The organism is Leptothrix cholodnii SP-6 (assembly GCF_000019785.1).
GTDB lineage: Bacteria > Pseudomonadota > Gammaproteobacteria > Burkholderiales > Burkholderiaceae_C > Sphaerotilus > Sphaerotilus cholodnii.
In genome coordinates this window covers 3,164,348-3,189,375 of the sequence record NC_010524.1, presented here as the reverse complement: position 1 = coordinate 3,189,375, position 25,028 = coordinate 3,164,348, and the positions used below count along the sequence as shown (strand labels likewise).

The 25,028-nt window shown below is 66.3% G+C and carries 20 protein-coding genes; 17 read left to right on the top strand and 3 right to left on the bottom strand.

From position 1 onward, the window contains the following. The first annotated feature begins 165 nt into the window (after positions 1-165). The 7 genes from LCHO_RS14480 to pbpG all read left to right on the top strand — a co-directional run bounded on the left by LCHO_RS14480 (position 166) and on the right by pbpG (position 9,459). A complete protein-coding gene (locus tag LCHO_RS14480; protein WP_012347912.1) occupies positions 166-1,944 on the top strand; it encodes an acetolactate synthase 3 catalytic subunit in 1,779 nt (592 codons plus the stop codon). A gap of 154 nt (positions 1,945-2,098) precedes the next feature. After that, the gene (gene ilvN, locus LCHO_RS14475) at positions 2,099-2,590 is read left to right on the top strand and encodes an acetolactate synthase small subunit (protein ID WP_012347911.1); all 492 of its coding nucleotides are present in this window, start codon (positions 2,099-2,101) and stop codon (positions 2,588-2,590) included. 166 nt (positions 2,591-2,756) lie between these two features. Then, complete coding sequence (gene ilvC, locus LCHO_RS14470) at positions 2,757-3,773, top strand: ketol-acid reductoisomerase (protein WP_012347910.1); 1,017 nt, start codon at positions 2,757-2,759, stop codon at positions 3,771-3,773. A gap of 125 nt (positions 3,774-3,898) precedes the next feature. Next, entirely contained in the window at positions 3,899-4,741 is an 843-nt protein-coding gene (gene pssA / locus LCHO_RS14465; protein WP_012347909.1) for a CDP-diacylglycerol--serine O-phosphatidyltransferase, read from the top strand. 251 nt (positions 4,742-4,992) lie between these two features. Continuing rightward, positions 4,993-6,702 carry a 2-isopropylmalate synthase gene (leuA, locus tag LCHO_RS14460; RefSeq protein WP_050757507.1) on the top strand — a complete coding sequence of 570 codons (1,710 nt, stop codon included), beginning with the start codon at positions 4,993-4,995 and terminating at the stop codon, positions 6,700-6,702. 11 nt (positions 6,703-6,713) lie between these two features. Next, the gene (locus tag LCHO_RS14455; protein ID WP_012347907.1) at positions 6,714-8,255 is read left to right on the top strand and encodes a 2-isopropylmalate synthase; all 1,542 of its coding nucleotides are present in this window, start codon (positions 6,714-6,716) and stop codon (positions 8,253-8,255) included. A 130-nt stretch (positions 8,256-8,385) separates the two neighbouring features. After that, entirely contained in the window at positions 8,386-9,459 is a 1,074-nt protein-coding gene (gene pbpG, locus LCHO_RS14450; protein WP_190274807.1) for a D-alanyl-D-alanine endopeptidase, read from the top strand. 18 nt (positions 9,460-9,477) lie between these two features. Here pbpG and LCHO_RS14445 read toward each other — a convergent pair whose 3' ends face one another. After that, on the bottom strand, positions 9,478-10,248 hold the full coding sequence (locus tag LCHO_RS14445; protein ID WP_012347905.1) for an IclR family transcriptional regulator: 771 nt from the start codon (positions 10,246-10,248) through the stop codon (positions 9,478-9,480). Here LCHO_RS14445 and LCHO_RS14440 point away from each other — a divergent pair. From LCHO_RS14440 to zapE, 6 genes are all read left to right on the top strand, one after another. Beyond that, positions 10,247-11,566 (top strand): TIGR03790 family protein, encoded by a 1,320-nt coding sequence (locus LCHO_RS14440; RefSeq protein WP_223210446.1) that lies wholly within the window; start codon positions 10,247-10,249, stop codon positions 11,564-11,566. The two genes, LCHO_RS14445 and LCHO_RS14440, sit on opposite strands and share 2 nt — an antisense overlap. Before the next feature lie 261 nt (positions 11,567-11,827). After that, positions 11,828-14,680, top strand: a complete 2,853-nt coding sequence (locus LCHO_RS14435) for a 2-oxoglutarate dehydrogenase E1 component (protein ID WP_012347903.1) — start codon at positions 11,828-11,830, stop codon at positions 14,678-14,680. A 110-nt stretch (positions 14,681-14,790) separates the two neighbouring features. After that, positions 14,791-16,032 (top strand): 2-oxoglutarate dehydrogenase complex dihydrolipoyllysine-residue succinyltransferase, encoded by a 1,242-nt coding sequence (gene odhB / locus LCHO_RS14430; protein ID WP_012347902.1) that lies wholly within the window; start codon positions 14,791-14,793, stop codon positions 16,030-16,032. Between the two features lie 56 nt (positions 16,033-16,088). Beyond that, on the top strand, positions 16,089-16,433 hold the full coding sequence (locus LCHO_RS14425; protein WP_012347901.1) for a PspC domain-containing protein: 345 nt from the start codon (positions 16,089-16,091) through the stop codon (positions 16,431-16,433). 22 nt (positions 16,434-16,455) lie between these two features. Next, positions 16,456-17,883 carry a dihydrolipoyl dehydrogenase gene (gene lpdA / locus LCHO_RS14420; protein ID WP_012347900.1) on the top strand — a complete coding sequence of 476 codons (1,428 nt, stop codon included), beginning with the start codon at positions 16,456-16,458 and terminating at the stop codon, positions 17,881-17,883. A gap of 82 nt (positions 17,884-17,965) precedes the next feature. Continuing rightward, complete coding sequence (zapE, locus tag LCHO_RS14415) at positions 17,966-19,066, top strand: cell division protein ZapE (RefSeq protein ID WP_012347899.1); 1,101 nt, start codon at positions 17,966-17,968, stop codon at positions 19,064-19,066. Between the two features lie 48 nt (positions 19,067-19,114). Here the strand turns inward: zapE and LCHO_RS14410 are convergent, their stop codons facing one another. Next, the gene (locus LCHO_RS14410) at positions 19,115-19,882 is read right to left on the bottom strand and encodes a PP2C family protein-serine/threonine phosphatase (RefSeq protein WP_012347898.1); all 768 of its coding nucleotides are present in this window, start codon (positions 19,880-19,882) and stop codon (positions 19,115-19,117) included. 53 nt (positions 19,883-19,935) lie between these two features. Here LCHO_RS14410 and LCHO_RS14405 point away from each other — a divergent pair, with 53 nt between their 5' ends. Then, a complete protein-coding gene (locus LCHO_RS14405; protein WP_012347897.1) occupies positions 19,936-20,139 on the top strand; it encodes a YdcH family protein in 204 nt (67 codons plus the stop codon). Beyond that, positions 20,136-22,112 (top strand): DNA repair helicase YoaA, encoded by a 1,977-nt coding sequence (locus tag LCHO_RS14400; protein ID WP_012347896.1) that lies wholly within the window; start codon positions 20,136-20,138, stop codon positions 22,110-22,112. The genes LCHO_RS14405 and LCHO_RS14400 overlap by 4 nt, the downstream gene beginning before the upstream one ends. Positions 22,113-22,121: 9 nt before the next feature. On the opposite strand, the gene LCHO_RS14395 is transcribed toward LCHO_RS14400, so the two are convergent. Next, positions 22,122-22,931 (bottom strand): outer membrane protein assembly factor BamD, encoded by an 810-nt coding sequence (locus tag LCHO_RS14395; RefSeq protein ID WP_043705477.1) that lies wholly within the window; start codon positions 22,929-22,931, stop codon positions 22,122-22,124. A 57-nt stretch (positions 22,932-22,988) separates the two neighbouring features. Between LCHO_RS14395 and LCHO_RS14390 the strand changes: the two genes are divergently transcribed. Together LCHO_RS14390 and scpB are read left to right on the top strand one after the other, a co-directional pair. After that, complete coding sequence (locus LCHO_RS14390) at positions 22,989-24,098, top strand: RluA family pseudouridine synthase (RefSeq protein WP_012347894.1); 1,110 nt, start codon at positions 22,989-22,991, stop codon at positions 24,096-24,098. Positions 24,099-24,295: 197 nt separating this feature from the next. Next, positions 24,296-25,027, top strand: a complete 732-nt coding sequence (gene scpB, locus LCHO_RS14385) for an SMC-Scp complex subunit ScpB (protein WP_223210445.1) — start codon at positions 24,296-24,298, stop codon at positions 25,025-25,027. Position 25,028 lies beyond the last annotated feature (1 nt).

Genomic DNA, 25,028 nt, shown 5'->3' with positions numbered 1-25,028 from the left:
CACCGTGCGCGGACTGGTCAGTTTCGGCCACCCGACCCCGGGTGGCTCCGTTTTGACAGCGCAGGCTCTGATTCCGCCCCACAAGGGCGAGTCCCCGTTGACGTTGGGGGCGCGAGGAGGAGCACCGTTCGATTTTCGTCAGAGAAAACCCGAAAGGTTCACACCATGGACATGTCTGCCGCGGAACACAAGCGTGCCGCATCGGCACAAGCCTCCCGCGATTCTTCTTCCGCCGAACTCAACGGTTCGGAAATCCTCGTGCGCTGCCTGCAGGCCGAGGGCGTGCAATACATGTGGGGCTACCCTGGCGGGTCGGTGCTCTACATCTACGACGCACTCTACAAGCAAGACACCATCCAGCACGTGCTGGTGCGCCATGAGCAGGCCGCCGTGCACGCGGCCGACGGCTATGCGCGCGCCACCGGCGACGTCGGCGTCGCGCTGGTGACGTCGGGCCCGGGCGTGACCAATGCCGTGACCGGCATCGCCACCGCCTACATGGACTCGATCCCGATGGTGATCATCACCGGCCAGGTGCCCACGCCGGCGATCGGACTGGATGCCTTCCAGGAGTGCGACACCGTCGGCATCACGCGCCCGATCGTCAAGCACAACTTCCTGGTCAAGGACGTGCGCGACCTGGCGCTGACGATCAAGAAGGCCTTCCACATCGCCCGCACCGGCCGTCCGGGCCCGGTGGTGATCGACATCCCGAAGGATGTCTCGCTCAACAAGACCGCCTTCCACTATCCCGAGACGGTGGAAATGCGCTCCTACAACCCGGTGCGCAAGGGCCACGGCGGCCAGATCCGCAAGGCCGTGCAGCTGCTGCTCGGCGCCAAGCGTCCGTACATCTACACCGGTGGCGGCGTGATCCTGGGCAATGCCTCGGCCGAGCTGCGCGAACTGGCCGACCTGCTGGGTTACCCGGTCACCAACACGCTGATGGGCCTGGGCGCGATGCCGGCCACCGACCCGCGCTTCCTGGGCATGCTGGGCATGCACGGCACCTACGAAGCCAACATGACGATGCAGAACTGCGACGTCCTGCTGGCCGTGGGCGCGCGTTTCGATGACCGCGTGATCGGCAACCCGAAGCACTTTGCCAGCGTCGAGCGCAAGATCATCCACGTCGACATCGACCCGTCGTCGATCTCCAAGCGCGTCAAGGTCGACATCCCGATCGTCGGCGACGTCAAGGACGTGCTGCAGGAACTGATCGCACAGATCCGCGAGTCGCAGCAGCGCGCCGAACCGGCTGCGCTGAACGCCTGGTGGTCGCAGATCAACGACTGGCGCAAGCAGGACTGCCTGAGCTACAAGGGCTCCGACGAGGTCATCAAGCCGCAGTTCGTGGTCGAGACGCTCTGGAACCTGACGCGCGGCTCCGACAGCTACATCACCTCGGACGTCGGCCAGCACCAGATGTGGGCGGCGCAGTACTTCAAGTTCGACGAGCCGCGCCGCTGGATCAACTCCGGCGGCCTGGGCACGATGGGCGTGGGCCTGCCGTACGCGATGGGCATCAAGCTGGCCAAGCCCGATGCGGACGTGTTCTGCATCACCGGCGAAGGCTCGATCCAGATGAACATCCAGGAGCTCTCGACCTGCCAGCAGTACAGCACGCCGGTCAAGGTCATCGCCCTGAACAACCGCTACCTCGGCATGGTGCGGCAGTGGCAGCAGCTCGAATACAGCAGCCGCTACTCGCACAGCTACATGGATGCACTGCCCGACTTCGTCAAGCTGGCCGAGGCCTATGGCCACATCGGCCTGAAGATCGAGCGGCCGTCCGAGGTGGAGCCGGCGCTCAAGGAGCTGATCCGCCTGAAGGACCGCACGGTCTTTCTCGACGTGCGCACCGACCCGACCGAAAACGTCTGGCCGATGGTCAAGGCGGGCAAGGGCATCACCGAGATGCTGCTGGGTTCCGAGGAGCTGTGATCGGTCGGGCTCCTCATTGCGTGGCGGCCAACAGCTGCCCGACGGGTGTCGAGCCGGCTTTTTGCGGCAGTCTGATTTCCTGATTCGTTGACCGATCTTCAGCCAGGCCGGCGGTTACCGCCGCCGGCCGGCGCTGGGGGTCCGGAGACCCGAGATGAAACACATCATTGCCCTGTTGCTCGAAAACGAGCCGGGCGCCCTGTCCCGCGTGGTCGCGCTGTTTTCTGCACGTGGCTACAACATCGAGAGCCTGACGGTGGCCCCCACCGAAGATGCCTCGCTGTCACGCATGACCATCGTCACCAACGGCTCCGACGAGGTGATCGAGCAGATCACCAAGCACCTGAACCGCCTGATCGAGGTGGTCAAGGTGGTCGACCTGACCGAAGGCAACTTCACCGCCCGCGAACTGATGCTGATCAAGGTGCGCGCGGTCGGCAAGGAGCGCGAGGAGATGACGCGCATGGCCGACATCTTCCGTGGCCGCATCATCGACGTGACCGACAAGACCTACACCATCGAGCTGACCGGTGACGCCGACAAGCTCGACGCCTTCATCCAGGCCGTCGACAGCACCGCGATCCTGGAAACCGTGCGCACCGGCACCAGCGGCATCGGCCGCGGTGAGCGCATCTTGCGTGTCTGATTCCTGAACCCCCACGGTGTGCGGCTGCTCGGCGGTCCGCGCACTGGCCCCCCGAGGGGGCGCAAAACCTGTCTTTGGGGCGGCCCGGCGACAGGTTTTTCGGTGGAGCCCCTGGCCCGCCAGCCCTTGTACTCAGCCGTCGCCCCATATTTTGAGAGAGATGATCATGAAGGTTTTTTACGACAAAGACGCCGATCTGAGCCTGATCAAGGGCAAGAACGTCACCATCATCGGCTACGGCTCGCAAGGCCACGCCCACGCCCAGAATCTGAACGATTCCGGCGTCAAGGTCACCGTCGGCCTGCGCCGCGGTGGTGCTTCGTGGGCCAAGGTCGAGAAGGCCGGCCTGAAGGTCGCCGAGGTCGCCGATGCGGTCAAGAGCGCCGACGTCGTGATGATGCTGTTGCCCGACGAGCAGATCGCCGCGGTCTACAACGCCGAAGTCGCTCCCAACATGAAGGAGGGCGCATCGCTGGCCTTCGCCCACGGCTTCAACGTGCACTACGGCCAGGTCGTGCCGCGCGCTGACGTCGACGTCTGGATGGTCGCCCCCAAGGCCCCCGGCCACACCGTGCGCAACACCTACACCCAGGGTGGCGGCGTGCCGCACCTGATCGCCGTGCATGCCGACAAGACCGGCAAGGCACGTGATCTGGCCCTGAGCTACGCGGCCGCCAACGGCGGCGGCAAGGCCGGCATCATCGAGACCAACTTCCGCGAAGAGACCGAGACCGACCTGTTCGGCGAACAGGCCGTGCTGTGCGGCGGTACCGTCGAGCTGATCAAGGCCGGTTTCGAGACGCTGGTCGAAGCCGGCTACGCGCCCGAGATGGCGTACTTCGAGTGCCTGCACGAACTCAAGCTGATCGTCGACCTGATCTATGAAGGCGGCATCGCCAACATGAACTACTCGATCAGCAACAACGCCGAATACGGCGAGTACGTGACCGGCCCGCGCGTCGTGACCGCAGCCACCAAGGACGCGATGCGCCAGTGCCTGAAGGACATCCAGACCGGCGAGTACGCCAAGTCCTTCATCCTCGAGAACAAGGCCGGTGCCCCGACCCTGATCTCGCGCCGTCGCCTGACGGAAGAGCATCAGATCGAAGTCGTCGGCGAAAAGCTGCGCGCGATGATGCCCTGGATCAAGGCCAACAAGCTGGTCGACAAGAGCCGCAACTGAGTCCGCTTGCGCGCTGATCGGGCCACCTTCGGGTGGCCTTTTTGTTGGTGCATGCTGATGTATCCTCATCGGCCTCTGTTTGTCCTGCCATTCGATGGCCGCCGCCAGCGGTCGTTTCCCCAGCCATGAACCTGCCCCAGAGTCCGAACAACGCTCCCGACGCCGACGACGATCTGGAGCCGGTCGGGCCACGGCCCCGACCCAAAGGCATCTACGCGCTGCCCAATGCGATCACGCTGTCGGCGCTGTTCGCGAGCTTCTACGCCATCGTGATGGCGATGAACGGCCGCTTCGAGACCGCCTGCATCGCGATCTTCGCCGCGGCGGTGCTCGACAGCCTCGACGGCCGTGTCGCGCGCATGACCAACACCCAGAGCGCCTTCGGCGAGCAGATGGACAGCTTGGCCGACATGGTCAGCTTTGGTGCCGCGCCGGCGCTGATCGTCTACCAGTGGGCGCTCAAGGACATGGGCAAGCTCGGCTGGATTCCTGCCTTCGTCTACATCGCCGGAGCCGCTCTGCGCCTGGCGCGCTTCAACGTCAACATCGGCGTGGTCGACAAGCGCTATTTCCAGGGCTTGCCCAGTCCGGCTGCTGCGGCCTTGGTGATGGGGCTGATCTGGGTCGTCGACGACGCCGGCATCAAGGGTGTGGGCCGCGTCGACTGGGCGGCTTGGTCGGCGTTTGCCGTGACCTTGTTCGCCGGGCTGTCGATGGTGACCAACGCGCCTTTCTACAGCTTCAAGGTCTTCGGTGGTCGACGCAGCGTGCCCTTCATCGTGCTGGTGGCGATCGCGCTGGGCATCGCGGTGGTCAGCCTCGATCCGCCACGGGTCCTGTTCGCGCTGTTCTGCGCCTACGGCCTGTCGGGATACGTGATCTACGGCATCAAGAAGTCGCGCGGCAAGCCGGTCAGCGTGATTGCCACCTCGACCGACGAGCCCGATGAAGAGGGCCTGCATCGCTGAGGCCCGCTGTGCCTGTGAGTGCCTGTGATACATTGAAGTCGTGATGAATTCGACCGCCCAACGCCCTGCGCTTCCTGCGCTGCTACTAGCGACCGTGCACAGGGCGCGCTGATCGACTTCGTTCATCCTTTTTCAAGTCAACGGCCCGCTTTGCGCAACGCAGCGGGCCGTTTTCTTTTGTCTGTCGACACCCTGCGTTGTCTGTCCCTTCAAGCCCAGGCGCTGCGCCACACAGGAGTCTTTTCATGAGCATGCTCGAGAACCCAGCCGTCAAGTACCGTGCCGCTGCAACGGTGCGACTGCCGGACCGCCGCTGGCCCGATGCGGTGATCGACCGCGCGCCGATCTGGCTGAGCACCGATCTGCGCGACGGCAATCAGGCGCTGATCGAGCCGATGGACGTGCAGCGCAAGCTGCGGCTGTTCGAGACGCTGGTGCGGGTGGGCTTCAAGGAGATCGAGGTCGGATTCCCGTCGGCATCGCAGGCCGACTTCGATTTCGTGCGCACGCTCATCGAGGAGCGGCTGATTCCCGACGACGTCACGATCCAGGTGCTGACGCCGGCCCGCGCGCATCTGATCGAACGCACCTTCGAGTCGGTGCAGGGCGCCCGGCAGGTGATCGTGCACCTGTACAACGCCACCGCACCGGTGATGCGGCGCGTGGTGCTCGGGCTCGATGTCGCCGGCATCATCGATCTGGCCACCAGCCACGCCCGGCTGCTGGCCGAACACGCCGCGCGTCAGTCGGGCACGCGCTGGACATTCCAGTACTCGCCGGAGATGTTCTCCGACACCGAACTCGAGGTGTCGCTGCAGGTGGTCGACGCGGTGACCGCGGTCTGGAACGCACGGCCCGAGCAGCGCTGCATCATCAACCTGCCGTCGACGGTCGAGCACTGCACCGCCAACGTCTTTGCCGACATGGTCGAGTGGATGCATCGTCACATCGCGCGCCGCGATGGTGTCGTGCTGTGCGTGCATCCGCACAACGACCGCGGCACCGGCACTGCCGCGGCCGAGCTGGCGATCATGGCAGGGGCCGATCGGGTCGAGGGCTGCCTGTTCGGCAACGGCGAGCGCACCGGCAACCTCGACCTCGTCAACGTGGCGCTCAACCTCTACACCCAGGGCGTGGCGCCGGGGCTGGATTTCTCGGACATCGACGAGTTGCGCCGCACGGTGGAGTACTGCAACCAGCTGCCGGTGCATCCGCGTCATCCGTATGTGGGCGATCTGGTCTACACCTCGTTCTCGGGTTCGCACCAGGATGCGATCAAGAAGGCCTTTGCCGCCCGGCGTGAGGGCGATGCCTGGGAGATCCCCTACCTGCCGATCGACCCCAAGGACCTCGGCCGCAGCTACGAGGCGGTCATCCGCGTCAACAGCCAGTCGGGCAAGGGCGGCATCAGCTATCTGCTGGAGACCGAGTACGGCCTCGAGTTGCCACGTCGCCTGCAGATCGAATTCAGCCAGGTGGTCCAGGCGGTGATGGACGACTCCGGCAAGGAGTTGAACGCCTCCGACATCTGGGCCATCTTCGGGCGCGAGTACGGCCTCGGGCGTGTCGATGATGCGATCGCACAGCCACCCTGCATCACGGACCGCGGTCACGGTCAGGTCGAGTTGCAGGCGAGCCTGGACGGTGCATGGGCCGGCGGTCCGGCGCCGCTGTTGCTCGACGGCATCGGCAACGGGCCGGTCGACGCCTTCGTCGATGCCTTGTCGAAGGCCACCGGGGATGCGATCCAGGTGCTCGACTACCATGAGCATTCGATCGGTGCCGGCGCCCAGGCGCGTGCGGCGGCCTACCTGGAATTGCGAGTCGGCGGCGGTGCATCGCTGTTCGGTGTCGGCATCGATGCCAACATCGCCACCGCCTCGATCAAGGCCGTGCTTTCAGGCTGGCACCGCGCAGCCTGCAGCCCATCCACCGTGAATCAACAAGACGCCACCGTCTGAGGAGACAGGTCATGAGCGATCAACTCATCATTTTTGACACCACCTTGCGCGACGGCGAGCAGTCGCCCGGTGCGTCGATGACCCGTGACGAGAAGCTGCGCATCGCACGCCAGCTCGAGCGGCTCAAGGTCGACGTCATCGAGGCCGGTTTTGCTGCTTCGTCGAACGGCGATTTCGAGGCCGTCAAGGCGATCGCCGATGTCATCAAGGACTCGACCATCTGCTCGCTGGCACGTGCCAACGACCGCGACATCTCGCGCGCCGCCGAGGCGCTGCGCGGTGCCAACCGGGCGCGCATCCACACCTTCATCGCCACCAGTGCGCTGCACATGGAGAAGAAGCTGCGCATGTCGCCCGACGAGGTGCTCGAGCAGGCCAGGCTGTCGGTGCGCTTTGCCCGCAACCTGTGCGGCGACATCGAGTTCTCGCCCGAGGACGGGTATCGCTCCGATCCGGATTTCCTGTGTCGCGTGCTTGAGGCGGTGATCGACGAAGGCGCGACCACGCTCAACATCCCCGACACGGTGGGCTACGCGATCCCCGAGCTCTACGGCAACTTCATCCGCAATCTGCGCGAGCGCGTGCCCAACTCCGACAAGGCGATCTGGTCGGTGCACTGCCACAACGACCTCGGCATGGCCGTGGCCAACTCGCTGGCGGGTGTCAAGATCGGCGGGGCGCGTCAGGTCGAGTGCACCATCAACGGCCTTGGCGAGCGCGCCGGCAACTGCTCGCTCGAGGAGGTCGTGATGGCGGTGAAGACCCGGCGCGACTACTTCGGCCTCGACCTGCGGGTGGACACCAGCCAGATCGTGCCGGCCTCGCGCATGGTGGCGCAGACCACCGGTTTCGTCGTCCAGCCCAACAAGGCGGTGGTGGGGGCGAACGCTTTCGCCCACGCATCGGGCATCCATCAGGACGGCGTGCTCAAGGCGCGCGACACCTACGAGATCATGCGTGCCGAAGACGTCGGCTGGTCGGCCAACAAGATCGTGCTGGGCAAGCTGTCGGGCCGCAACGCCTTCAAGCAGCGACTGCAGGATCTGGGCATCGCCCTCGAATCCGAGGCCGAGGTCAATGCCGCGTTCATGAAGTTCAAGGACCTGGCCGATCGCAAGAGCGAGATCTTCGACGAGGACATCCTGGCCCTCGTCAGCGACGAGCAGAGCGACAACCAGGCCGAGCACTACCGGCTGCTGGCCTTGTCGCAGCATTCCGAAATGGGTGAGCGCCCGCATGCCGAGGTCGCGTTTGCCGCGGGTGACGTGGAACACCACGCCCGGTCCGATGGCAACGGCCCGGTCGATGCCAGCATCAAGGCGATCGAGTCGAAAGTGGGCACGGGGGCCGAACTGCTGTTGTATTCGGTGAACGCCATCACATCCGGCAGCACCGAGTCGCAGGGTGAGGTGACGGTTCGCCTCCAACTGGGCGGGCGCATCGTCAACGGCGTGGGGGCCGATCCCGACATCGTGGTGGCCTCGGCGAAGGCGTACCTGGCCGCGTTGAACAAGCTGCACAGCAAGGCCGAACGCGTGGCTGCGCAGGGTTGATGGCCGCAAGCCCCGGATGTGCAAGCCCGAATAAGCGGTCCAAAACTGAAAATCTTCGATAAATCAAGGCGTTGCGCATGATTGTCAATTCGCCTAGACTGATTTCAGTTTGTATCGTTTTGCAGCTGAAATGTCCGTACGCACACCTTTCCGTCAACAACCTTGGTCGATGCTGAGGTGGCTTGCCGCCGTTCTGGCGCTGGTCTTCTCTGCAACCTCGGTTGCTCCGGTGATGGCTGCGGAGCGCGTGGGGAAGAAACGCGTCAAGGCCGCCAAGATCGTCAAGATCGCCAAGGCGTCCAAGTCGGCGAAGGTCATTCCGCGGCGCAGTGTCGTGCGTGCACGTGCCATCGTGGACGCCCCGGTCAGGGCGTCTTTCGGACAGGGTTTCGGCTTGCACCTGACCGAGGATGCGCTCGACCTGAAATCCAGCGTCGCGTTCGTGATCGATCAGGAAACCTCCGAAGTCCTGTTCAGCAAGAACCCGCAGGCCGTCCTGCCCATCGCATCGCTGACCAAGTTGATGACGGCCCTGGTGGTCGTCGAGGCCGGTCAGCCGCTGGACGAGATCCTCGAAGTCAGCGAGGCCGACGTCGACACTGAAAAATTCAGTCGATCGCGCTTGGCCGTGGGGACCCGTCTGACCCGTGAAGACATGCTGCACCTGGCATTGATGTCATCCGAGAACCGTGCCGCCCACGCGCTCGGACGGCATTTTCCGGGTGGCCTCAATGCGTTTGTCGACGCGATGAACTTCAAGGCCGCTTCGCTGGGCATGGCCGATACGCACTACGTCGAGCCGACCGGCCTGTCGAGTCGCAACCAGGCCAGCGCGCCTGATCTGGCACGTCTCGTCAAGGCTGCCTACGCCTACCCGCTGCTTCGTGATTTCTCGACCACGCCCGAGGCCGAGGTCGAAGTCGGGCGGCGCACGATGCAGTTCCGCAACACCAATGGCCTGATCCGCAATCCGACCTGGGACATCGGGCTGCAGAAAACCGGCTACATCGTCGAAGCCGGTCGTTGCCTGGTCATGCAGGCGAAGTTTGCCGGTCGCCAGCTGATCATGGTGTTCCTGGATTCAACCGGCAAGTACTCGCGTCTTGGCGATGCCGAGCGGGTGCGCCGCTGGCTCGAGAGCGACACCGGGATCGCCACCGCTGCACACCCGACTGCCAGCCCCCGTGTGCGCACCGCGCATTGAGGTGATCGGCCTGCCTCGTCAGGCCGGCAGATAGCCCAGGGCCTTCGAGATCTGGCTGGCCGTTTCCCGGAGTCGTTCGCTCCAGCCTTCTTCAAGGCGGTCGGTCGGTGCCGAAATCGACAACCCCGCGATCAGCCGGCCCTGATCGTCGAAGATGCCTGCTGCCATGCAGCGCACGCCCAGTTCCAGTTCTTCGTTGTCCCGTGCCAGCGTGGTCTGCCTGACCTTGGCGAGATCACGCTCGAGTTGCGGCAGATCGGTGATGCTGTTGCGCGTGTGGCCGGCCAGGCCGGTGCGCGTGGCGTAGGCACGAACCCGTTGCGGGTCGTCGTGGGCCAGGAAGAGCTTGCCGACCGATGTCAGATGCAGTGGCGCCCGGCCACCGACGGCGCGCACCACCTGCATGCCGGAGCGCTCGGAATAGGTGCGTTCGATGTAGACGATCTCGTCGCCTTGCCGCACGGACAGGTTGACGGGCTGATGCGTGAGCTTGTGGAGTTCTCGCATCGGCCCCAGTGCCGCGTCGCGCACGTCGAGCCTGGCCTTGACGAGGTTGCCGAGTTCCAGCAAGCGCATGCCCAGCCGGTAGCTGCCCGCCTCGGGGCGGTCGACAAAGCGCCCCGCCACCAGGTCGTTGAGGATGCGATGGGCTGTTGACGGATGCAGCCCGGTATGCTCGCTGATCTGCTTGAGCGATACCGGATCCTGGTGCGTGGCCAGCACGTCCAGCAGATGGAACACCCGCTCCAGTACCTGGATCGTCGGGGTGTGACCGTCTTTCTTGATCATGGCTGTGCTCTTGAATCGTAAAAGCTATTTTTGCATGGCGAAAAGGTTGATGTCAGCATCCTTGGCCTCGGGCCTGTTCAAACGTGCGGCCTTGTGTCGTCTGAGTGCAAACGCGATGCCGGCCGCTGCGATGCTGGTTGCCATGCTCATCAGCGTGTCTGCACAGGCACAAGGCGTTGCCGCAGCGGCGCGCGATCGCGTTGCTGCCAGCGCTGCCGCCGGTGTCGCCAGCGCTGCGTCGGAGCATGCGGTGTCAGCGAGTGCGCCTGGCGTGCTGCCCGTCACCGCAGCACGGACGGCATCGATGCCGGCTTCGGCGCCGGTGCGGCGGACGTTCGCGCAGGCGCCCCGGGTGATCGGGCGCGTCATGCCGGCCGAACTGGGGGTGGTGATCAATACCGCCGATCCGTATTCGGTCGAGGTGGGCGAGTACTACGTGCGCCAGCGGCAGATACCCGCAGCTCACGTGCTGCGGTTGGAACTGTCCACGCAAGCCCGCCTTTCCGTTCCTGAATTCGATGTCCTGAAGCGGCATGTCGATGCGCATTTCGGGTCGCAGGTGCAGGCGCTGGCGCTGACCTGGGTGCAGCCCTACGCCGTCTCCTGCATGTCGATCACCGCAGCGCTGGCGCTGGGGATCGACGACGAACTGTGCCGCAGCACATGCGGCAAGACCTCGCTGTCGCCGTATTTCAACTCGGCCAGCGGGCAACCGTTTCGTGATCACGGATTCCGTCCGTCGATGCTGGTGGCCGCCGGCAGCGCCGCCTCGGCCCGCCAGTTGATCGATCGCGGCATCGCGGCTGACGCGAGCCTCGGCTTGCGGGGTGCGATTCCGGTGGACGCCTATTTCATGGCCACCACCGATGCCGCGCGCAATGTGCGAGCGCCGATGTTTCCGCCGCCGGGCCTGGTGCCGCGCGCCGGGGTGGCGATCAAGCTTGCACAAGGCGATCTGCCCCGCGGACAGGATCGGCTTCTGATGGTCCAGACCGGTCTGGCGGTGCTCGATGGCCTCGACACGCTGGGCTGGGTGCCCGGCGCATTGGGGGATCACCTGACGTCGTATGCCGGCCAACTCGATCAGCTGTCCGGTCAGACCACCGCCCTGGCGTGGATCGACTCGGGCGCGACCGCCAGTTACGGCACGGTCAGCGAGCCCTGCAACCACCCGCAGAAATTCCCCGACCCGCAACTCGTGTTGCTGCACTACATGCAGGGCAGCACGCTGATCGAGGCGTACTGGAAGAGCGTGCGCTGGCCGCAGCAGGGCGTTTTCGTGGGCGAGCCCTTGGCGGCTCCGTTTGCCCGCCGCTGAGCATCGGTGCGCCTGCTTCGCGATAGTCATCTCCGTGTGCCGGTGTCATCGGGATATACCCCGTCACTTTTCAGGCGTCGCTGCAAGTTTCGCGTCGGGTCCCTGGTGATACAGTCACCCGCCTGACGAACAAGGTCCTTCCCGTCCCCTTATCTGGCAACAGTCAAGGCGGGTCGCAATCCGCCAACCGGTCAAGCCGTGTCGCGGAAGGTTTTTCAACCCATCGAGGTCCTGGATACCAGGGCAAAAGGTGAGCGCAAGATGATGCAGCAATACAGGACGAACTCGTACCTGTTCGGGGGCAACGCCCCTTACGTGGAAGAGATGTACGAGGCTTACCTCGACAACCCAGGCTCCGTTCCGGACAACTGGCGCGCCTACTTCGACGCACTCCAGCACGTTCCCGCCACCGACGGCACCGACAGCCGTGACGTGGCTCACGCCCCCGTCATCGAATCGTTCGCCCAGCGCGCCAAGTCGAATGCCTTCGCCGTCAAGGCCAGCTCGACCGATCTCGCCGTCGCGCGCAAGCAGGTTCACGTCCAGTCGCTGATCGCGGCCTACCGCAACGTCGGTGCCCGCTGGGCCGATCTCGACCCGCTCAAGCGCCAGGAGCGTCCGAAGATCCCCGAACTCGAGCCGGCGTTCTACGACCTGACCGAGTCCGACATGGACATCACGTTCAGCGCGACGAACACCTATTTCGGCAAGGCGGACATGTCGCTGCGCCAGATCCTGCAGGCTCTGCGCGAGACCTACTGCAGCACGCTCGGCGCCGAGTTCATGCACATCACCGACCAGACGCAGAAGCGCTGGTGGCAAGAGCGGCTCGAGAGCATCCGTGCCAAGCCGACCTTCAATGTCGAGCAGAAGAAGCACATCCTCGACCGCCTGACCGCGGCCGAAGGCCTGGAGCGCTTCCTCCACACCAAGTACGTCGGCCAGAAGCGCTTCTCGCTCGAAGGTGGCGAAAGCTTCATCGCCGCGATGGACGAGCTGGTGCAGCGTGCCGGCGAGAAGGGCGTGCAGGAGATCGTCATCGGCATGGCCCACCGCGGCCGCCTGAACGTGCTCGTCAACACCCTGGGCAAGATGCCCAAGGACCTGTTCGCCGAATTCGACCACACCGCGCCCGAAGACCTGCCGGCCGGCGACGTCAAGTACCACCAGGGCTTCAGCTCCGACATCTCGACCCCGGGCGGCCCGGTCCACCTGTCGCTGGCCTTCAACCCCTCGCACCTGGAAATCGTCAACCCGGTCGTCGAAGGCTCGGTGCGTGCGCGCCAGGACCGTCGCGGCGATACCATCGGCGCCCAGGTGCTGCCGGTGCTGGTGCACGGCGACTCGGCCTTCGGTGGCCAGGGCGTCAACCAGGAAACCCTGGCGCTGTCCGAGACGCGTGGTTATTCCACCGGCGGCACGGTGCACCTGATCATCAACAACCAGATCGGCTTCACCACCAGCGACCCGCGCGACCTGCGCTCGACGCTGTACTGCACCGACATCGTCAAGATGATCGATGCCCCGGTGCTGCACGTGAACGGTGACGATCCGGAAGCCGTCGTGCTGGCCACCCAGCTGGCGCTCGAGTTCCGCATGGCCTTCCGCAAGGACGTGGTCATCGACGTCATCTGCTTCCGCAAGCTCGGCCACAACGAGCAGGACACGCCGGCGCTGACCCAGCCGCTGATGTACAAGAAGATCAGTGCCCACCCCGGCACCCGTCGCCTGTACGCCGACAAGCTGGCCGCCCAGGGTCTGGGCGAGACCATCGGCGACGACATGTCCAAGGCCTATCGCGCCGCGATGGACGAAGGCCGTCACACGGTCGATCCGGTCATCAGCAACTTCAAGAGCAAGTACGCGGTCGACTGGGTTCCGTTCCTGGGCAAGAAGTGGACCGACGCGGCCGACACCGCGATTCCGCTGACCGAGTGGAAGCGTCTGGCCGAGCGCCTGACCACCATTCCCGCCAGCGTCAGCCCGCACCCGCTGGTCAAGAAGGTCTTCGACGACCGCGCCGCGATGGGCCGTGGCGAGATCAACGTCGACTGGGGCATGGGCGAGCACATGGCGTTTGCCTCGCTGGTGGCTGCCGGGTATCCGGTGCGCCTGTCGGGCGAGGACTGCGGCCGTGGCACCTTCACGCACCGCCATGCCGTGATCCATGATCAGAAGCGCGAGAAGTGGGACGAAGGCACCTACATCCCGCTGCAGCACGTCGGCGACAACCAGGCCGGTTTCACCGTCATCGACTCGATCCTGTCGGAAGAGGCGGTGCTGGGCTTCGAATACGGCTACGCCGCCGCCGAACCCAACACGCTGACGATCTGGGAAGCGCAGTTCGGCGACTTCGCCAACGGCGCGCAGGTCGTGATCGACCAGTTCATCGCCTCGGGCGAAGTCAAGTGGGGCCGCGTCAACGGCCTGACGCTGATGCTGCCGCACGGCTACGAAGGCCAGGGCCCCGAGCACAGCTCGGCACGCCTGGAGCGCTTCATGCAGCTGGCCGCCGACACCAACATGCAGATCGTGCAGCCGACCACGGCCAGCCAGATCTTCCATGTGCTGCGTCGCCAGATGGTGCGCCAGTTCCGCAAGCCGCTGGTCATCATGACGCCGAAGTCGCTGCTGCGTAACAAGGACGCCACCTCGACGCTGGTCGAGTTCACCAAGGGCGAGTTCCGCACCGTCATCGGCGAGCTCAATACCGGCATCGACGCAGCCAAGGTCAAGCGCGTGATCGCCTGTTCGGGCAAGGTCTATTACGACCTGGTCAAGAAGCGCGACGAGAAGAAGAGCAACGACGTGGCGATCATCCGCGTCGAGCAGCTCTATCCCTTCCCGCACAAGGCCTTCGCCAACGAGCTCAAGAAGTACCCGAACGCGAACGACATCGTGTGGTGCCAGGACGAGCCGCAGAACCAGGGTGCCTGGTTCTTCGTGCAGCACTACATCCACGAGAACATGCAGGACGGCCAGAAGCTCGGCTACGCCGGTCGCCCCGCATCGGCTTCGCCGGCCGTGGGTTACGCCCACCTGCACCAGGAACAGCAGAAGGCTCTGCTCGACCAGGCATTCGGCAAGCTCAAGGGCTTCGTCCTGACCAAGTGATGTAACGGGTGGTGGAGGCGGGCGCCGCGCGCCGTCTCCACCGCGTGTGTTTGACCGGCCGGGCCGGTCTGTCGACGCGCCGCACCTTCCTATCGAACAAGAGAATCCAAATGGCTATCGTTGAAGTCAAAGTCCCCCAGTTGTCCGAGTCGGTCGCAGAAGCGACGATGCTGACGTGGAAGAAGAAGCCCGGTGAAGCCGTGGCCATCGATGAGATCCTGATCGAGATCGAGACCGACAAGGTCGTGCTCGAAGTGCCCGCGCCGGCCGCCGGCGTGCTGGTCGCCCACGTGGTGGGTGACGGCGGCACGGTGGTCAGCGACCAGCTGATCGCGCAGATCGACACCGAAGGCAAGGCCGGCGCTGTCGCTGCCGCCGCTGCGGCTGCCGCCCCCGCCGCCGCTGCCGCTGCTCCGGCTGCCGCCGCCAACAAGGGCGACGTGGCTATGCCCGCCGCCGCCAAGATCCTGGCCGAGAAGGGCCTGTCGGCCACCGACGTGGCCGGCTCCGGCAAGGACGGTCGCGTGACCAAGGGTGATGCCCTGGCCGCCGGCGCCAAGCCCGCCGCCGCGCCGATCGTGGTCGCTGCAGCACCGGCCGTTGCCAAGCCGCTGCCCGCCGTTGCCGCGCCGGTCGCACAGAACCTGGGTGACCGCTCGGAACAGCGCGTGCCGATGAGCCGCCTGCGCGCCCGCGTCGCCGAGCGCCTGCTGCAGTCGCAATCGACCAACGCCATCCTGACCACGTTCAACGAAGTGAACATGGCGCCGGTGATGGAGATGCGCAAGAAGTTCCAGGACAAGTTCGAGAAGGAACACGGCGTCAAGCTCGGTTTCATGAGCTTCTTCGTCAAGGCCGCGGTCGCCGCGCTGAAGAAGTACCCGGTGCTCAACGCCTCGGTCGACGGTAACGACATCGTTTACCACGGCTACTTCGACATCGGCATCGCGGTGGGTTCGCCGCGTGGCCTGGTGGTGCCGATCATCCGCAACGCCGACCAGCTGAGCTTTGCCGACATCGAGAAGACTATCGCCGGCTTCGGCCAGAAGGCCAAGGACGGCAAGCTGTCGATGGAAGAACTGACCGGCGGCACCTTCTCGATCTCCAACGGCGGTACCTTCGGCTCGATGCTGTCGACCCCGATCATCAACCCGCCGCAGTCGGCCATCCTGGGCGTGCACGCCACCAAGGACCGCGCCGTGGTCGAGAACGGCCAGGTGGTCGTGCGTCCGATCAACTACCTCGCCATGTCGTATGACCACCGCATCATCGACGGCCGCGAAGCCGTGCTGGGCCTGGTGACGATGAAGGACGCCCTGGAAGACCCGGCGCGCCTGCTGTTCGACATCTGAGCGTCACCTGAGCCCGCGCGCCGTGCGTGCGGGCCTGCCACCGCAAGGAGACCGCCATGAGCCTGGCCGACGAACTGATGCAACTCGAGCAACTGCGCCAGCGCGGCGTGCTCAGTGATGACGAGTTCGCGGCCGCGAAGGCCCGGTTGCTCACGGCGCAGCCGATGCCTGCGCCGGCGGTGGTGGCGGTCAATCACTTTCGCCGCTCGGCCGGCGACCGCTGGGTCGCCGGTGTCTGCGGCGGGCTGGCACGCATCACCGGGGCCGAGTCCTGGGTCTGGCGCCTGGTGTTCGCGGTGCTCTTCTTCTTTGCCGGCACCGGCGTGCTGCTCTACATCCTGATGTGGATCTTCGTGCCCCTCGAGAGCGGGCCGTCGTCCCTCGTCAAACCACCCGCCTGATCGGGCGAGATAGGTCAAGAACATGTCCAAACAATTCGACGTCGTCGTGATCGGCGGCGGCCCCGGTGGCTACATCGCTGCCATCCGTGCAGCGCAGCTGGGTTTCAACGTCGCCTGCATCGACGAGTGGAAGAACGACAAGGGCGGCCCCGCTCCCGGCGGCACCTGCACCAACGTCGGCTGCATCCCGTCGAAGGCGCTGCTGCAGTCGTCCGAGCACTACGAACAGGCCGCCCACCACTTCGGTGACCACGGCATCACGCTCGACAACCTGAAGATGGATGTCGCCAAGATGGTGGGCCGCAAGGACACCGTCGTGAAGCAGAACAACGACGGCATCCTGTATCTCTTCAAGAAGAACAAGATCAGCTTCTTCCACGGCCGCGGCTCGTTCGCCAAGGCGGTCGAGGGCGGCTACGAGATCAACGTCGCCGGCGCCGCCGCCGAGACGCTGGTGGGCAAGCAGATCATCATCGCCACCGGCTCCAATGCCCGTGCGCTGCCGGGTGCCGCGTTCGACGAAGACAAGGTGCTGTCCAACGACGGCGCGCTGCGCATCGGCGCGGTGCCGGCCAAGCTGGGCGTGATCGGCTCGGGCGTGATCGGCCTGGAAATGGGCTCGGTCTGGCGTCGCCTGGGCGCTGAAGTGACCATTCTCGAAGCGCTGCCCAACTTCCTCGGCGCCGCCGACGAAGGCGTGGCCAAGGAAGCGCTCAAGGCGTTCAAGAAGCAGGGCCTGAAGTTCGAGTTCGGCGTCAAGATCTCGGCCGTCGACACCAGTGGTGCCGGCGTCACCGTGGCCTACACCGATGACAAGGGCGCCGAGCAGACGCTGGCGGTCGACAAGCTGATCGTCTCGATCGGCCGGGTCGCCAACACCATCGGCCTGAACCCCGAAGCGGTCGGCCTGGCGCTTGACGAGCGCGGCGCGATCGTGGTCGACGGCGACTGCAAGACCAACCTGCCGGGCGTGTGGGCGGTCGGTGACGTGGTGCGTGGCCCGATGCTCGCGCACAAGGCCGAGGAAGAAGGCGTGGCGGTGGCCGAGCGCATCGCCGGCCAGCACGGCCATGTGAACTTCGCGACCATCCCGTGGGTGATCTACACCTCGCCCGAGATCGCCTGGGTCGGCCGCACCGAGCAGCAGCTCAAGGCCGACGGCGTGGCGTACAAGGCGGGCCAGTTCCCCTTCGTCGCCAACGGTCGCGCGCGTGCGCTGGGTGACACCACGGGCTTCGTCAAGTTCCTGGCCGATGCCACGACCGACGAGATCCTGGGCGTGCACATCGTCGGTCCGTTCGCTTCCGAACTGATCTCCGAGGCCGTCGTGGCGATGGAGTTCAAGGCCTCGGCCGAGGACATCGCGCGCATCTGCCACGCGCACCCGTCGCTGTCGGAGGCGACCAAGGAAGCCGCGCTGGCCGTCGACAAGCGCACGCTCAACTTCTGAGCCAGGCCGTCGGTCTGATCCCGAACGGGGGCGGCGCGAGTCGCCCCTTTTTCCATTTCCTGTCCGATCAAGCGTCAGCAGCATGACCAGCGTCACCGAGCTCTATCACCAGACCCTGATCGAGCGGGGTTACCAGGCCGATCCGGCCCAGCTGCGCGCCGTCGCCGCATTGCAGCGCTGCCAGGACGAGTGGGCGGCCTACAAGTCGCGGCGCAGCAATGCGCTGACCAAGGCGCTGGTGCGCCCGCCGATCCCGCGCGGCGTCTACATGTACGGCGGGGTGGGGCGCGGCAAGAGCTTCCTGATGGATGCGTTCTTCCAGGCCGTGCCGCTGACGCGCAAGACCCGGCTGCACTTTCACGAGTTCATGCGCGAGGTGCACCGCGAGCTGCAGGACCTCAAGGGCGTGCAGAACCCGCTCGACGAGCTCGGCCGGCGCATCGCGCGGCGTTTCCGGCTGATCTGCTTCGACGAGTTCCACGTCGCCGACGTGACCGACGCGATGATCCTGCACCGGCTGCTCGACGCGCTGTTCCGCAATCGCGTCTCGATCATCACGACGTCGAACTTCCACCCAGACGGGCTCTATCCGAACGGCCTGCACCGCGACCGCATCCTGCCCGCGATCGCGCTGCTGAAGGCGCAGATGGAGGTCATCAACGTCGACAACGGCACCGACTACCGCCGCCGCACGCTCGAGCATGTGAAGCTGTACCACACGCCGTTGGGCCCGCAGGCCGATGCGGCGCTGGGCGCGGCTTTCGACGAGCTGGCCGAGGCGCGTGACGAGGAGCCGGTGCTGCAGATCGAGCAACGCAGCATCCAGGCTCGTCGCAAGGCCGGCGGCGTGGTGTGGTTCGATTTCAAGGCGCTGTGCGGCGGGCCGCGTTCTCAGAACGACTACCTCGAGCTGGCGACGCAGTTCCACACGCTGATCCTGTCGAACGTGCCGTTGATGCCACCCAAGCTGGCGTCCGAGGCACGCCGTTTCACCTGGCTGGTCGACGTGCTGTACGACCGTCGCGTCAAGCTGATCGTCTCGGCCGCGGTGCCGCCGGAAGCGCTCTACACCGAAGGCCCGCTGGCGCACGAGTTCCCGCGCACGGTCTCGCGCCTGACCGAGATGCAGTCGGCCGAATTCCTGGCGCTCGAGCGGCGCGACGTCGACACCTCGCTGACCTGATGCGAGCGCGCGCTGGCTCGGCAGGTGAGCCAGCGCGCGGGTCGGGCGTCAGGCCAGCGTGTCGACCCGCACCAGCGCCAGCGACAGGTTGTCGCCGCCGCCACGGGCGCGCTGGCGGGCCTTGCTGATCAGCATCTTGCTGGCGTCGCGCGGACGCAGCGCATGCGTGATGGTGCCCAGTTCGCGCGGGGTGAAGTAGTGCCACAGGCCGTCGCTGCACAGCAGCACCGAGTCGCCCACCTCGAGCTGGTCGTGGCGGGCCAGCGTGATCGGCGGATCCTCGTCGGCGCCCAGGCAGCCGATCAGCAGGTGGCCGTGCGGGTGGTCGTTGGCTTCTTCTTCGCGGATCTCGCCCTGCTCGATCAGGCGCTGCACCAGCGAGTGGTCGAAGGTGCGGCTCAACATCTGCGCACCCCTGAACACGTAGACCCGCGAATCGCCCGCATGGATGATGTGGCATTCGCGGCTCGGCAGCAGCAGGCTGGCGGCGATGGTGCTGTGCGGCTCCTGCTCGGAGGTGATGGCGGTCAGCTTGATCAGCAGGTGCGACTCCTCGACCAGCTTGCGCAGCAGGTCGGCGGCGTTGTCCTTGCCGGGCACGAAGCGTTCGAACAGCTGCTTGGCGATCAGCAGCACCTGATCGGCCGCCTTGCGGCCACCGCTCTTGCCGCCCATGCCGTCGGCGAGTACCGCGAGCAGACAGCCGGACACACGTGGGTGGGAGAAGATCTCGACCTGATCTTGTTGATAGAGTCGGTCGCCCCGGTCGATGCCGGTGGCGGCCGATAGCCGGTGTCCCGGTGCCTTGAGTGTCATGGACGAAAACTATAATCGCTTGTGCTGTCTCAGCATGTCGACGATGCACGAGGATGGACGACAACCTGCACTCTCCCCAGCGTCGATTGATCGAATTGCGCATTGAACACGCCGATCTCGACGACATGATCGACCGCCTCGTGCACCAGCAGCCGCTGGACGAGTTGGCGCTGCGGCGCCTGAAGAAGCGCCGACTGGCCTTGCGCGACATGATTGTCCGAATGGAAATGACGCAGAACCCGCCCGAGCCCGCATGACGCCAGTGAGCGCGCTGCGCGAAGAAGTCGCGCTGGCCTTTGCCGCGACCGGTGTGCTGGCCCGCACGGAAAAGCAGTTCCGCCCCCGCGAAGTGCAGACCCGGCTGGCCGACGCCGTCGCTCACGCGCTCGAGGAACGCAGCGTGCTCGTGGCCGAAGCCGGCACCGGTGTCGGCAAGACCTACGCCTACCTCGTGCCGCTGCTGCTGTCGGGCCTGCGCGCGCTGGTCAGCACCGCCACCAAGAGCCTGCAGGATCAGCTCTATCTGCGCGACCTGCCGCGGCTGGTGCAGCTGCTGGGCCTGCCGGTGCAGGTCGCCTTGCTGAAGGGCCGCGCGTCGTATCTGTGCCTGCACCGCCTCGACCACGCCCGCCACACCGCCGAGCTGCCCGATCGCCATTCGCTGCGGGTGCTCGCGCGCGTCGAACAATGGTCCAAGACCACCCGCAGCGGCGACCTGGCCGAACTCGAGGTGCTGGACGAACGCTCGCCGGTGATCCCGCTGGTGACCTCGAACCGCGAGAACTGCCTGGGCAGCGACTGCCCGCAGTTCCGCCAATGCCATCTCGTGCAGGCGCGCCGCGAGGCGATGCAGGCCGACATCGTGGTCGTCAATCACCACCTGTTCTTTGCCGACATGGCCCTGCGCGACACCGGCATGGCCGAGCTGCTGCCGAGCGTCGACGCGGTGGTGTTCGACGAGGCGCACCAGCTCAACGAGGCCGGCGTGCAGTTCCTCGGCCGCCACATCGGCACCGGCCAGCTGCTCGACATCGGCCGGGACCTGCTCGCCGCCGGCCTGGCCCATGCCCGCGGCCTGCAGGACTGGCAGGCCTTGGCCGGTGCCGTCGAACAGGGCGCGCGCCGCCTGCGGCTGGCCTGCGCCGGCACCTTGCGCGCGGCCGGTCGCCTGCGCTGGGACGAGCGCGGGCTGTCGGAAGACTTTGTCGCCGCGCTGACCGATGCCCGCGCGGCCTGCGTGGCGGCGTCGGACGCGCTGGGCGTGGTGGCCGACGCCGCGCCCGATCTCGCCAAGCTGCAGGAGCGCGCGCAGGCGCTGGCCGCACAACTGGCGGCGTTTCTCGGCCCGGTCGAACATGGCCACGTGCGCTGGATCGACCTGACGCTGCACCAGGCGCGGCTGGCCGAATCGCCGCTCGACATCCGCGAGACGCTGCGCGAGCAGATCGAGGGCGAGCGGCGCGCCTGGATCTTCACCTCGGCCACGCTGGGCGATGACCCGGCGCTGAGCTGGTTCACGCGCAGCGCCGGCGTCGAGGATGCCCACACGCTGCGCGCCGGCAGCCCGTTCGACTACGGGCGCAACGCGCGGCTGTTCGTGCCGGCGCGCTTCCCGCGGCCCAGCGAGGCGACGCATCCGGCCGCCGTGAGCCAGCTGGCTGCGCGCTGCGCGCAGGCGCTGGGCGGACGCTGCTTCGTCTTGACGACCACCTTGCGGGCGCTGCAGGGCATCGGCGCCGACCTGCGCGCCCGTCTGGCGACCCTGCCCGATCCGATCGACGTGCTGGTGCAGGGCGAAGCGCCCAAGCGGGCGCTGATGGCGCGCTTCCTGGCCACGCCGCGGGCGGTGCTGGTGGGCTCGCACAGCTTCTGGGAGGGCATCGACGTGCCGGGCTCGGCGCTGCAGTGCGTGCTGATCGACAAGCTGCCGTTCCCGCCGCCCAACGATCCGTTGGCCGAGGCGCGCTGCCGCAGCCTGGAGGCGCAGGGCGGCAAGCCGTTCGACGACTACTTCATCCCCGAGGCGGCGGTGGCGCTCAAGCAGGGCGCCGGGCGCCTGATCCGCAGCGAGACCGATCGCGGGCTGCTGGTGATCTGCGACACCCGCCTGCTGACGATGAACTACGGGCGCCGCCTGATGGGCGCGTTGCCACCGATGCCGCTGGTGGGCGACGAGGCCGAGGCGCTGCAGTGGCTGGCCTCGCTGGCCCGGCCTGCCGAGCCGGCCTGAGCCTGCACCTCAGCGCAGCGCGCTGCTGCCCAGGCGCTGACTCAGCCAGCGGCTCTTCGGATAGTTGTTCTGCAGCACCCGCCAGGCGTCGTCACGCAGCGGCGCCATGCCGAGCTGGTGGTAGCTGGCCGCCATCAGGTAGAGCGCCTCCTCGGCCGCGGGCACGCCGCGGAAATCCTGCACCGCCTGCTGGGCCCGGTTGGCCGACGCCACATAGGCGCCACGCTGGTAGTAGTAGCGCGCCACGTGCACTTCATGCGCCGCCAGCGCGTTGATGATGTAGTTGATGCGCAGCCGCGCATCCGGCGCATAACGCGAGTCGGGGTAGCGATCGACCAGCTGCTTGAAGCTCTGGTAGGCGTCGCGCGAGGCCTGCTGATCGCGCTCGGCCAGATCGGTCTTGACGATGCTGCCGAACAGGCCCAGGTCGTCGTTGAAGTTGATCAGCCCCTGCAGGTAATAGGCGTAGTCGGCCGCCGGGCTGGTCGGGTGCAGCTTGAGAAAGCGCTCGATGATCGCCAGCGACTGCGCCTTCTCCTGCATCTTGTAGTGCAGGAAGGCGCGTTCGAGCTGCGCCTGCTGGGCCAACAGCGTGCCGGCGGCCAGGCCTTCGAGGCGCTCGTAGAGCTTGATGGCGCGGTCGCTCGCACCGGCGGCGGCTTCCTCGCGGGCCTCTTCGTACAATTTGCCGACATTCTGGTGCTCGGGCAGCGCCTTCGGATCGGCCGCGCAGCCGCCGAGCGAGCCCGCCAGCAGCACGGCCACGACGGCAGTCGCGGTCAGCACACGCAAACCTTGGGGTTGAACGAACTTGAACATGATCTGGGTTTGCCGGTTGATCGGCGCCGGCGCGGGCTGGTGCATCCGGTCGATTATATGAACGGGGTTTCCGTGGTCGACGAATCGAGGCCGCTCGGCGATGACGAGGTCGTGGCCGACGACGACGAGGTCGCATCGGCCGATGCGGCGACGGTCGAGCCGCTGGAAGTCGAGCGGCGCCTGGCGGTGGTCGAGGCTGCTGCGCATGGCGAACGGCTCGACAAGTGGCTGGTGCGCATCGCGCCCGAGTTCTCTCGCGCTCATCTGCAGGGGCTGGTCGAGGGGGGTCATGTGCGCTGCGGCGAGCAGGTGCTGCGGCAGTCGCACAAGAAGGTGATGGCCGGCCAGCAGATCGAAGTGGCGCTCTGGCCGACCGCGCAGAGCACGGCCTTTCGCGCCGAGGCGATGACGCTGGCGGTGGTCCACGAGGACGCGCACCTGCTGGTCATCGACAAGCCGGCCGGCCTGGTGGTGCACCCGGCGGCGGGCCACTGGAGCGGCACCCTGCTCAACGGCCTGCTGGCGCATCACGCCGCGGCGGCCCACCTGCCACGTGCCGGCATCGTGCATCGGCTCGACAAGGACACCTCGGGCCTGATGCTGGTGGCCAAGTCGCTGCAGGCGCACACCGCGCTGGTGCGGGCGATCGCGGCACGCGACGTCAAGCGCGAGTACCTGGCGCTCGTGCATGGCGCGGTGATGGACGGCCTGCAGGTGATCGATGCGCCGCTCGGCCGCGATCCGGTGTCGCGCGTGCGCATGGCGATCGTTGCCAGCGGCAAGCCAGCGCGCACCGACGTGCGGCGTCTTGCGGTGGCCGAGCTGCCCGGTGACGGCGTTCGCCAGTTGCCCGGCGCCACCCGCGCGCCGCGGCAGGTGAGCGCCGTTCACTGCCAGCTGCACACCGGGCGCACGCATCAGATCCGGGTGCATCTGGCTTCGCGTGGCCACCCCTTGCTGGCCGACGCCATGTACGGTGGCGCGCCGGCCTTCGGTCTGCAGCGACAGGCCTTGCACGCGGCACGGCTGCATCTGCTGCATCCGATCGATGGTCGGCCGCTGGCCTTCGAAGCCGCACTGCCGGCCGATCTGGCGCTGGCCTGGCGCGCGGTTGCGGGAGATCCCGCGAGTGCATTGCCGCCATATGGCTACAATCGGGGCCAATAACGAGAGATGTCGCTTGCCCGCAGCAGGTGTCGCGGCCCCGAAGAGGGCCTGCACGGGACTGAAAAGTCCACCGCCTGCGACAAGCCCATCGAACGCATTCGACTGTCGCCCCGAGTAACGGTGAGTGGCGTCAGGACGACAAGATCAGACGGGACCAAGTCTCCCGCACACAACACAGACTGGCGCGATGCAAGGTGATGATGGGCAAGGCCTCATCTCACTGGCGCGTGACCGGATGGTCAGTATCCCTGGGCTCAGGCCCGACGCACGGGCAGCCGGGACGGTTGCCGAGGTGGTTGACGGATCACATGAATACACAGGATGCCAAACGCGTCCTCGAGACGGCGCTCATCTGCGCGCATCAGCCCTTGCCGCTGCGCGAGATGCGGGTGCTGTTCGATGGCGAAATCGGTGCCGACACGCTGCGGCACCTGCTCGATGAACTGGGTCGCGACTGGCGCGATCGCGGCGTCGAACTGGTCTGCGTCGCCAGCGGCTGGCGTTTCCAGAGCCGACCCGAGATGCGCACCTATCTCGACCGATTGCACCCCGAGAAACCGCCGCGATATACCCGCGCGGCGCTTGAAACCCTGGCCATCATTGCCTACCGCCAACCCGTCACGCGCGGCGACATCGAAGAGATCCGCGGTGTGACGGTGAGCAGCCAGATGCTGCGCCAGCTCGAGGACCGCGGCTGGGTCGACACCATCGGCTACCGCGAGGCGCCGGGGCGTCCCGCCTTGTTGGCAACGACACGGCAATTTCTCGATGACCTGGGGCTGAAGTCGCTGGACCAGCTGCCCCTGCTCGATGCGGCGCTGCCGAGTGCCGCCGGCAATGCCCAGGCCTTGCCGATACAACCTTCCTTGCTCGATGCGCTGGAGCGCGATCTCGCGCCGAGCGATGTTCCACTTTCTTCCGAGGCCTGAG

Bases quoted from the DNA above. Each gene is read 5' to 3' on its own strand.
- LCHO_RS14480 (WP_012347912.1), top strand. From the start codon at position 166: ATGGACATGTCTGCCGCGGAACACAAGCGTGCCGCATCGGCACAAGCC.
- ilvN (WP_012347911.1), top strand. From the start codon at position 2,099: ATGAAACACATCATTGCCCTGTTGCTCGAAAACGAGCCGGGCGCCCTG.
- ilvC (WP_012347910.1), top strand. From the start codon at position 2,757: ATGAAGGTTTTTTACGACAAAGACGCCGATCTGAGCCTGATCAAGGGC.
- pssA (WP_012347909.1), top strand. From the start codon at position 3,899: ATGAACCTGCCCCAGAGTCCGAACAACGCTCCCGACGCCGACGACGAT.
- leuA (WP_050757507.1), top strand. From the start codon at position 4,993: ATGCTCGAGAACCCAGCCGTCAAGTACCGTGCCGCTGCAACGGTGCGA.
- LCHO_RS14455 (WP_012347907.1), top strand. From the start codon at position 6,714: ATGAGCGATCAACTCATCATTTTTGACACCACCTTGCGCGACGGCGAG.
- pbpG (WP_190274807.1), top strand. From the start codon at position 8,386: ATGTCCGTACGCACACCTTTCCGTCAACAACCTTGGTCGATGCTGAGG.
- LCHO_RS14440 (WP_223210446.1), top strand. From the start codon at position 10,247: ATGGCTGTGCTCTTGAATCGTAAAAGCTATTTTTGCATGGCGAAAAGG.
- LCHO_RS14445 (WP_012347905.1), bottom strand. From the start codon at position 10,248: ATGATCAAGAAAGACGGTCACACCCCGACGATCCAGGTACTGGAGCGG.
- LCHO_RS14435 (WP_012347903.1), top strand. From the start codon at position 11,828: ATGATGCAGCAATACAGGACGAACTCGTACCTGTTCGGGGGCAACGCC.
- odhB (WP_012347902.1), top strand. From the start codon at position 14,791: ATGGCTATCGTTGAAGTCAAAGTCCCCCAGTTGTCCGAGTCGGTCGCA.
- LCHO_RS14425 (WP_012347901.1), top strand. From the start codon at position 16,089: ATGAGCCTGGCCGACGAACTGATGCAACTCGAGCAACTGCGCCAGCGC.
- lpdA (WP_012347900.1), top strand. From the start codon at position 16,456: ATGTCCAAACAATTCGACGTCGTCGTGATCGGCGGCGGCCCCGGTGGC.
- zapE (WP_012347899.1), top strand. From the start codon at position 17,966: ATGACCAGCGTCACCGAGCTCTATCACCAGACCCTGATCGAGCGGGGT.
- LCHO_RS14410 (WP_012347898.1), bottom strand. From the start codon at position 19,882: ATGACACTCAAGGCACCGGGACACCGGCTATCGGCCGCCACCGGCATC.
- LCHO_RS14405 (WP_012347897.1), top strand. From the start codon at position 19,936: ATGGACGACAACCTGCACTCTCCCCAGCGTCGATTGATCGAATTGCGC.
- LCHO_RS14400 (WP_012347896.1), top strand. From the start codon at position 20,136: ATGACGCCAGTGAGCGCGCTGCGCGAAGAAGTCGCGCTGGCCTTTGCC.
- LCHO_RS14395 (WP_043705477.1), bottom strand. From the start codon at position 22,931: ATGTTCAAGTTCGTTCAACCCCAAGGTTTGCGTGTGCTGACCGCGACT.
- LCHO_RS14390 (WP_012347894.1), top strand. From the start codon at position 22,989: ATGAACGGGGTTTCCGTGGTCGACGAATCGAGGCCGCTCGGCGATGAC.
- scpB (WP_223210445.1), top strand. From the start codon at position 24,296: ATGATGGGCAAGGCCTCATCTCACTGGCGCGTGACCGGATGGTCAGTA.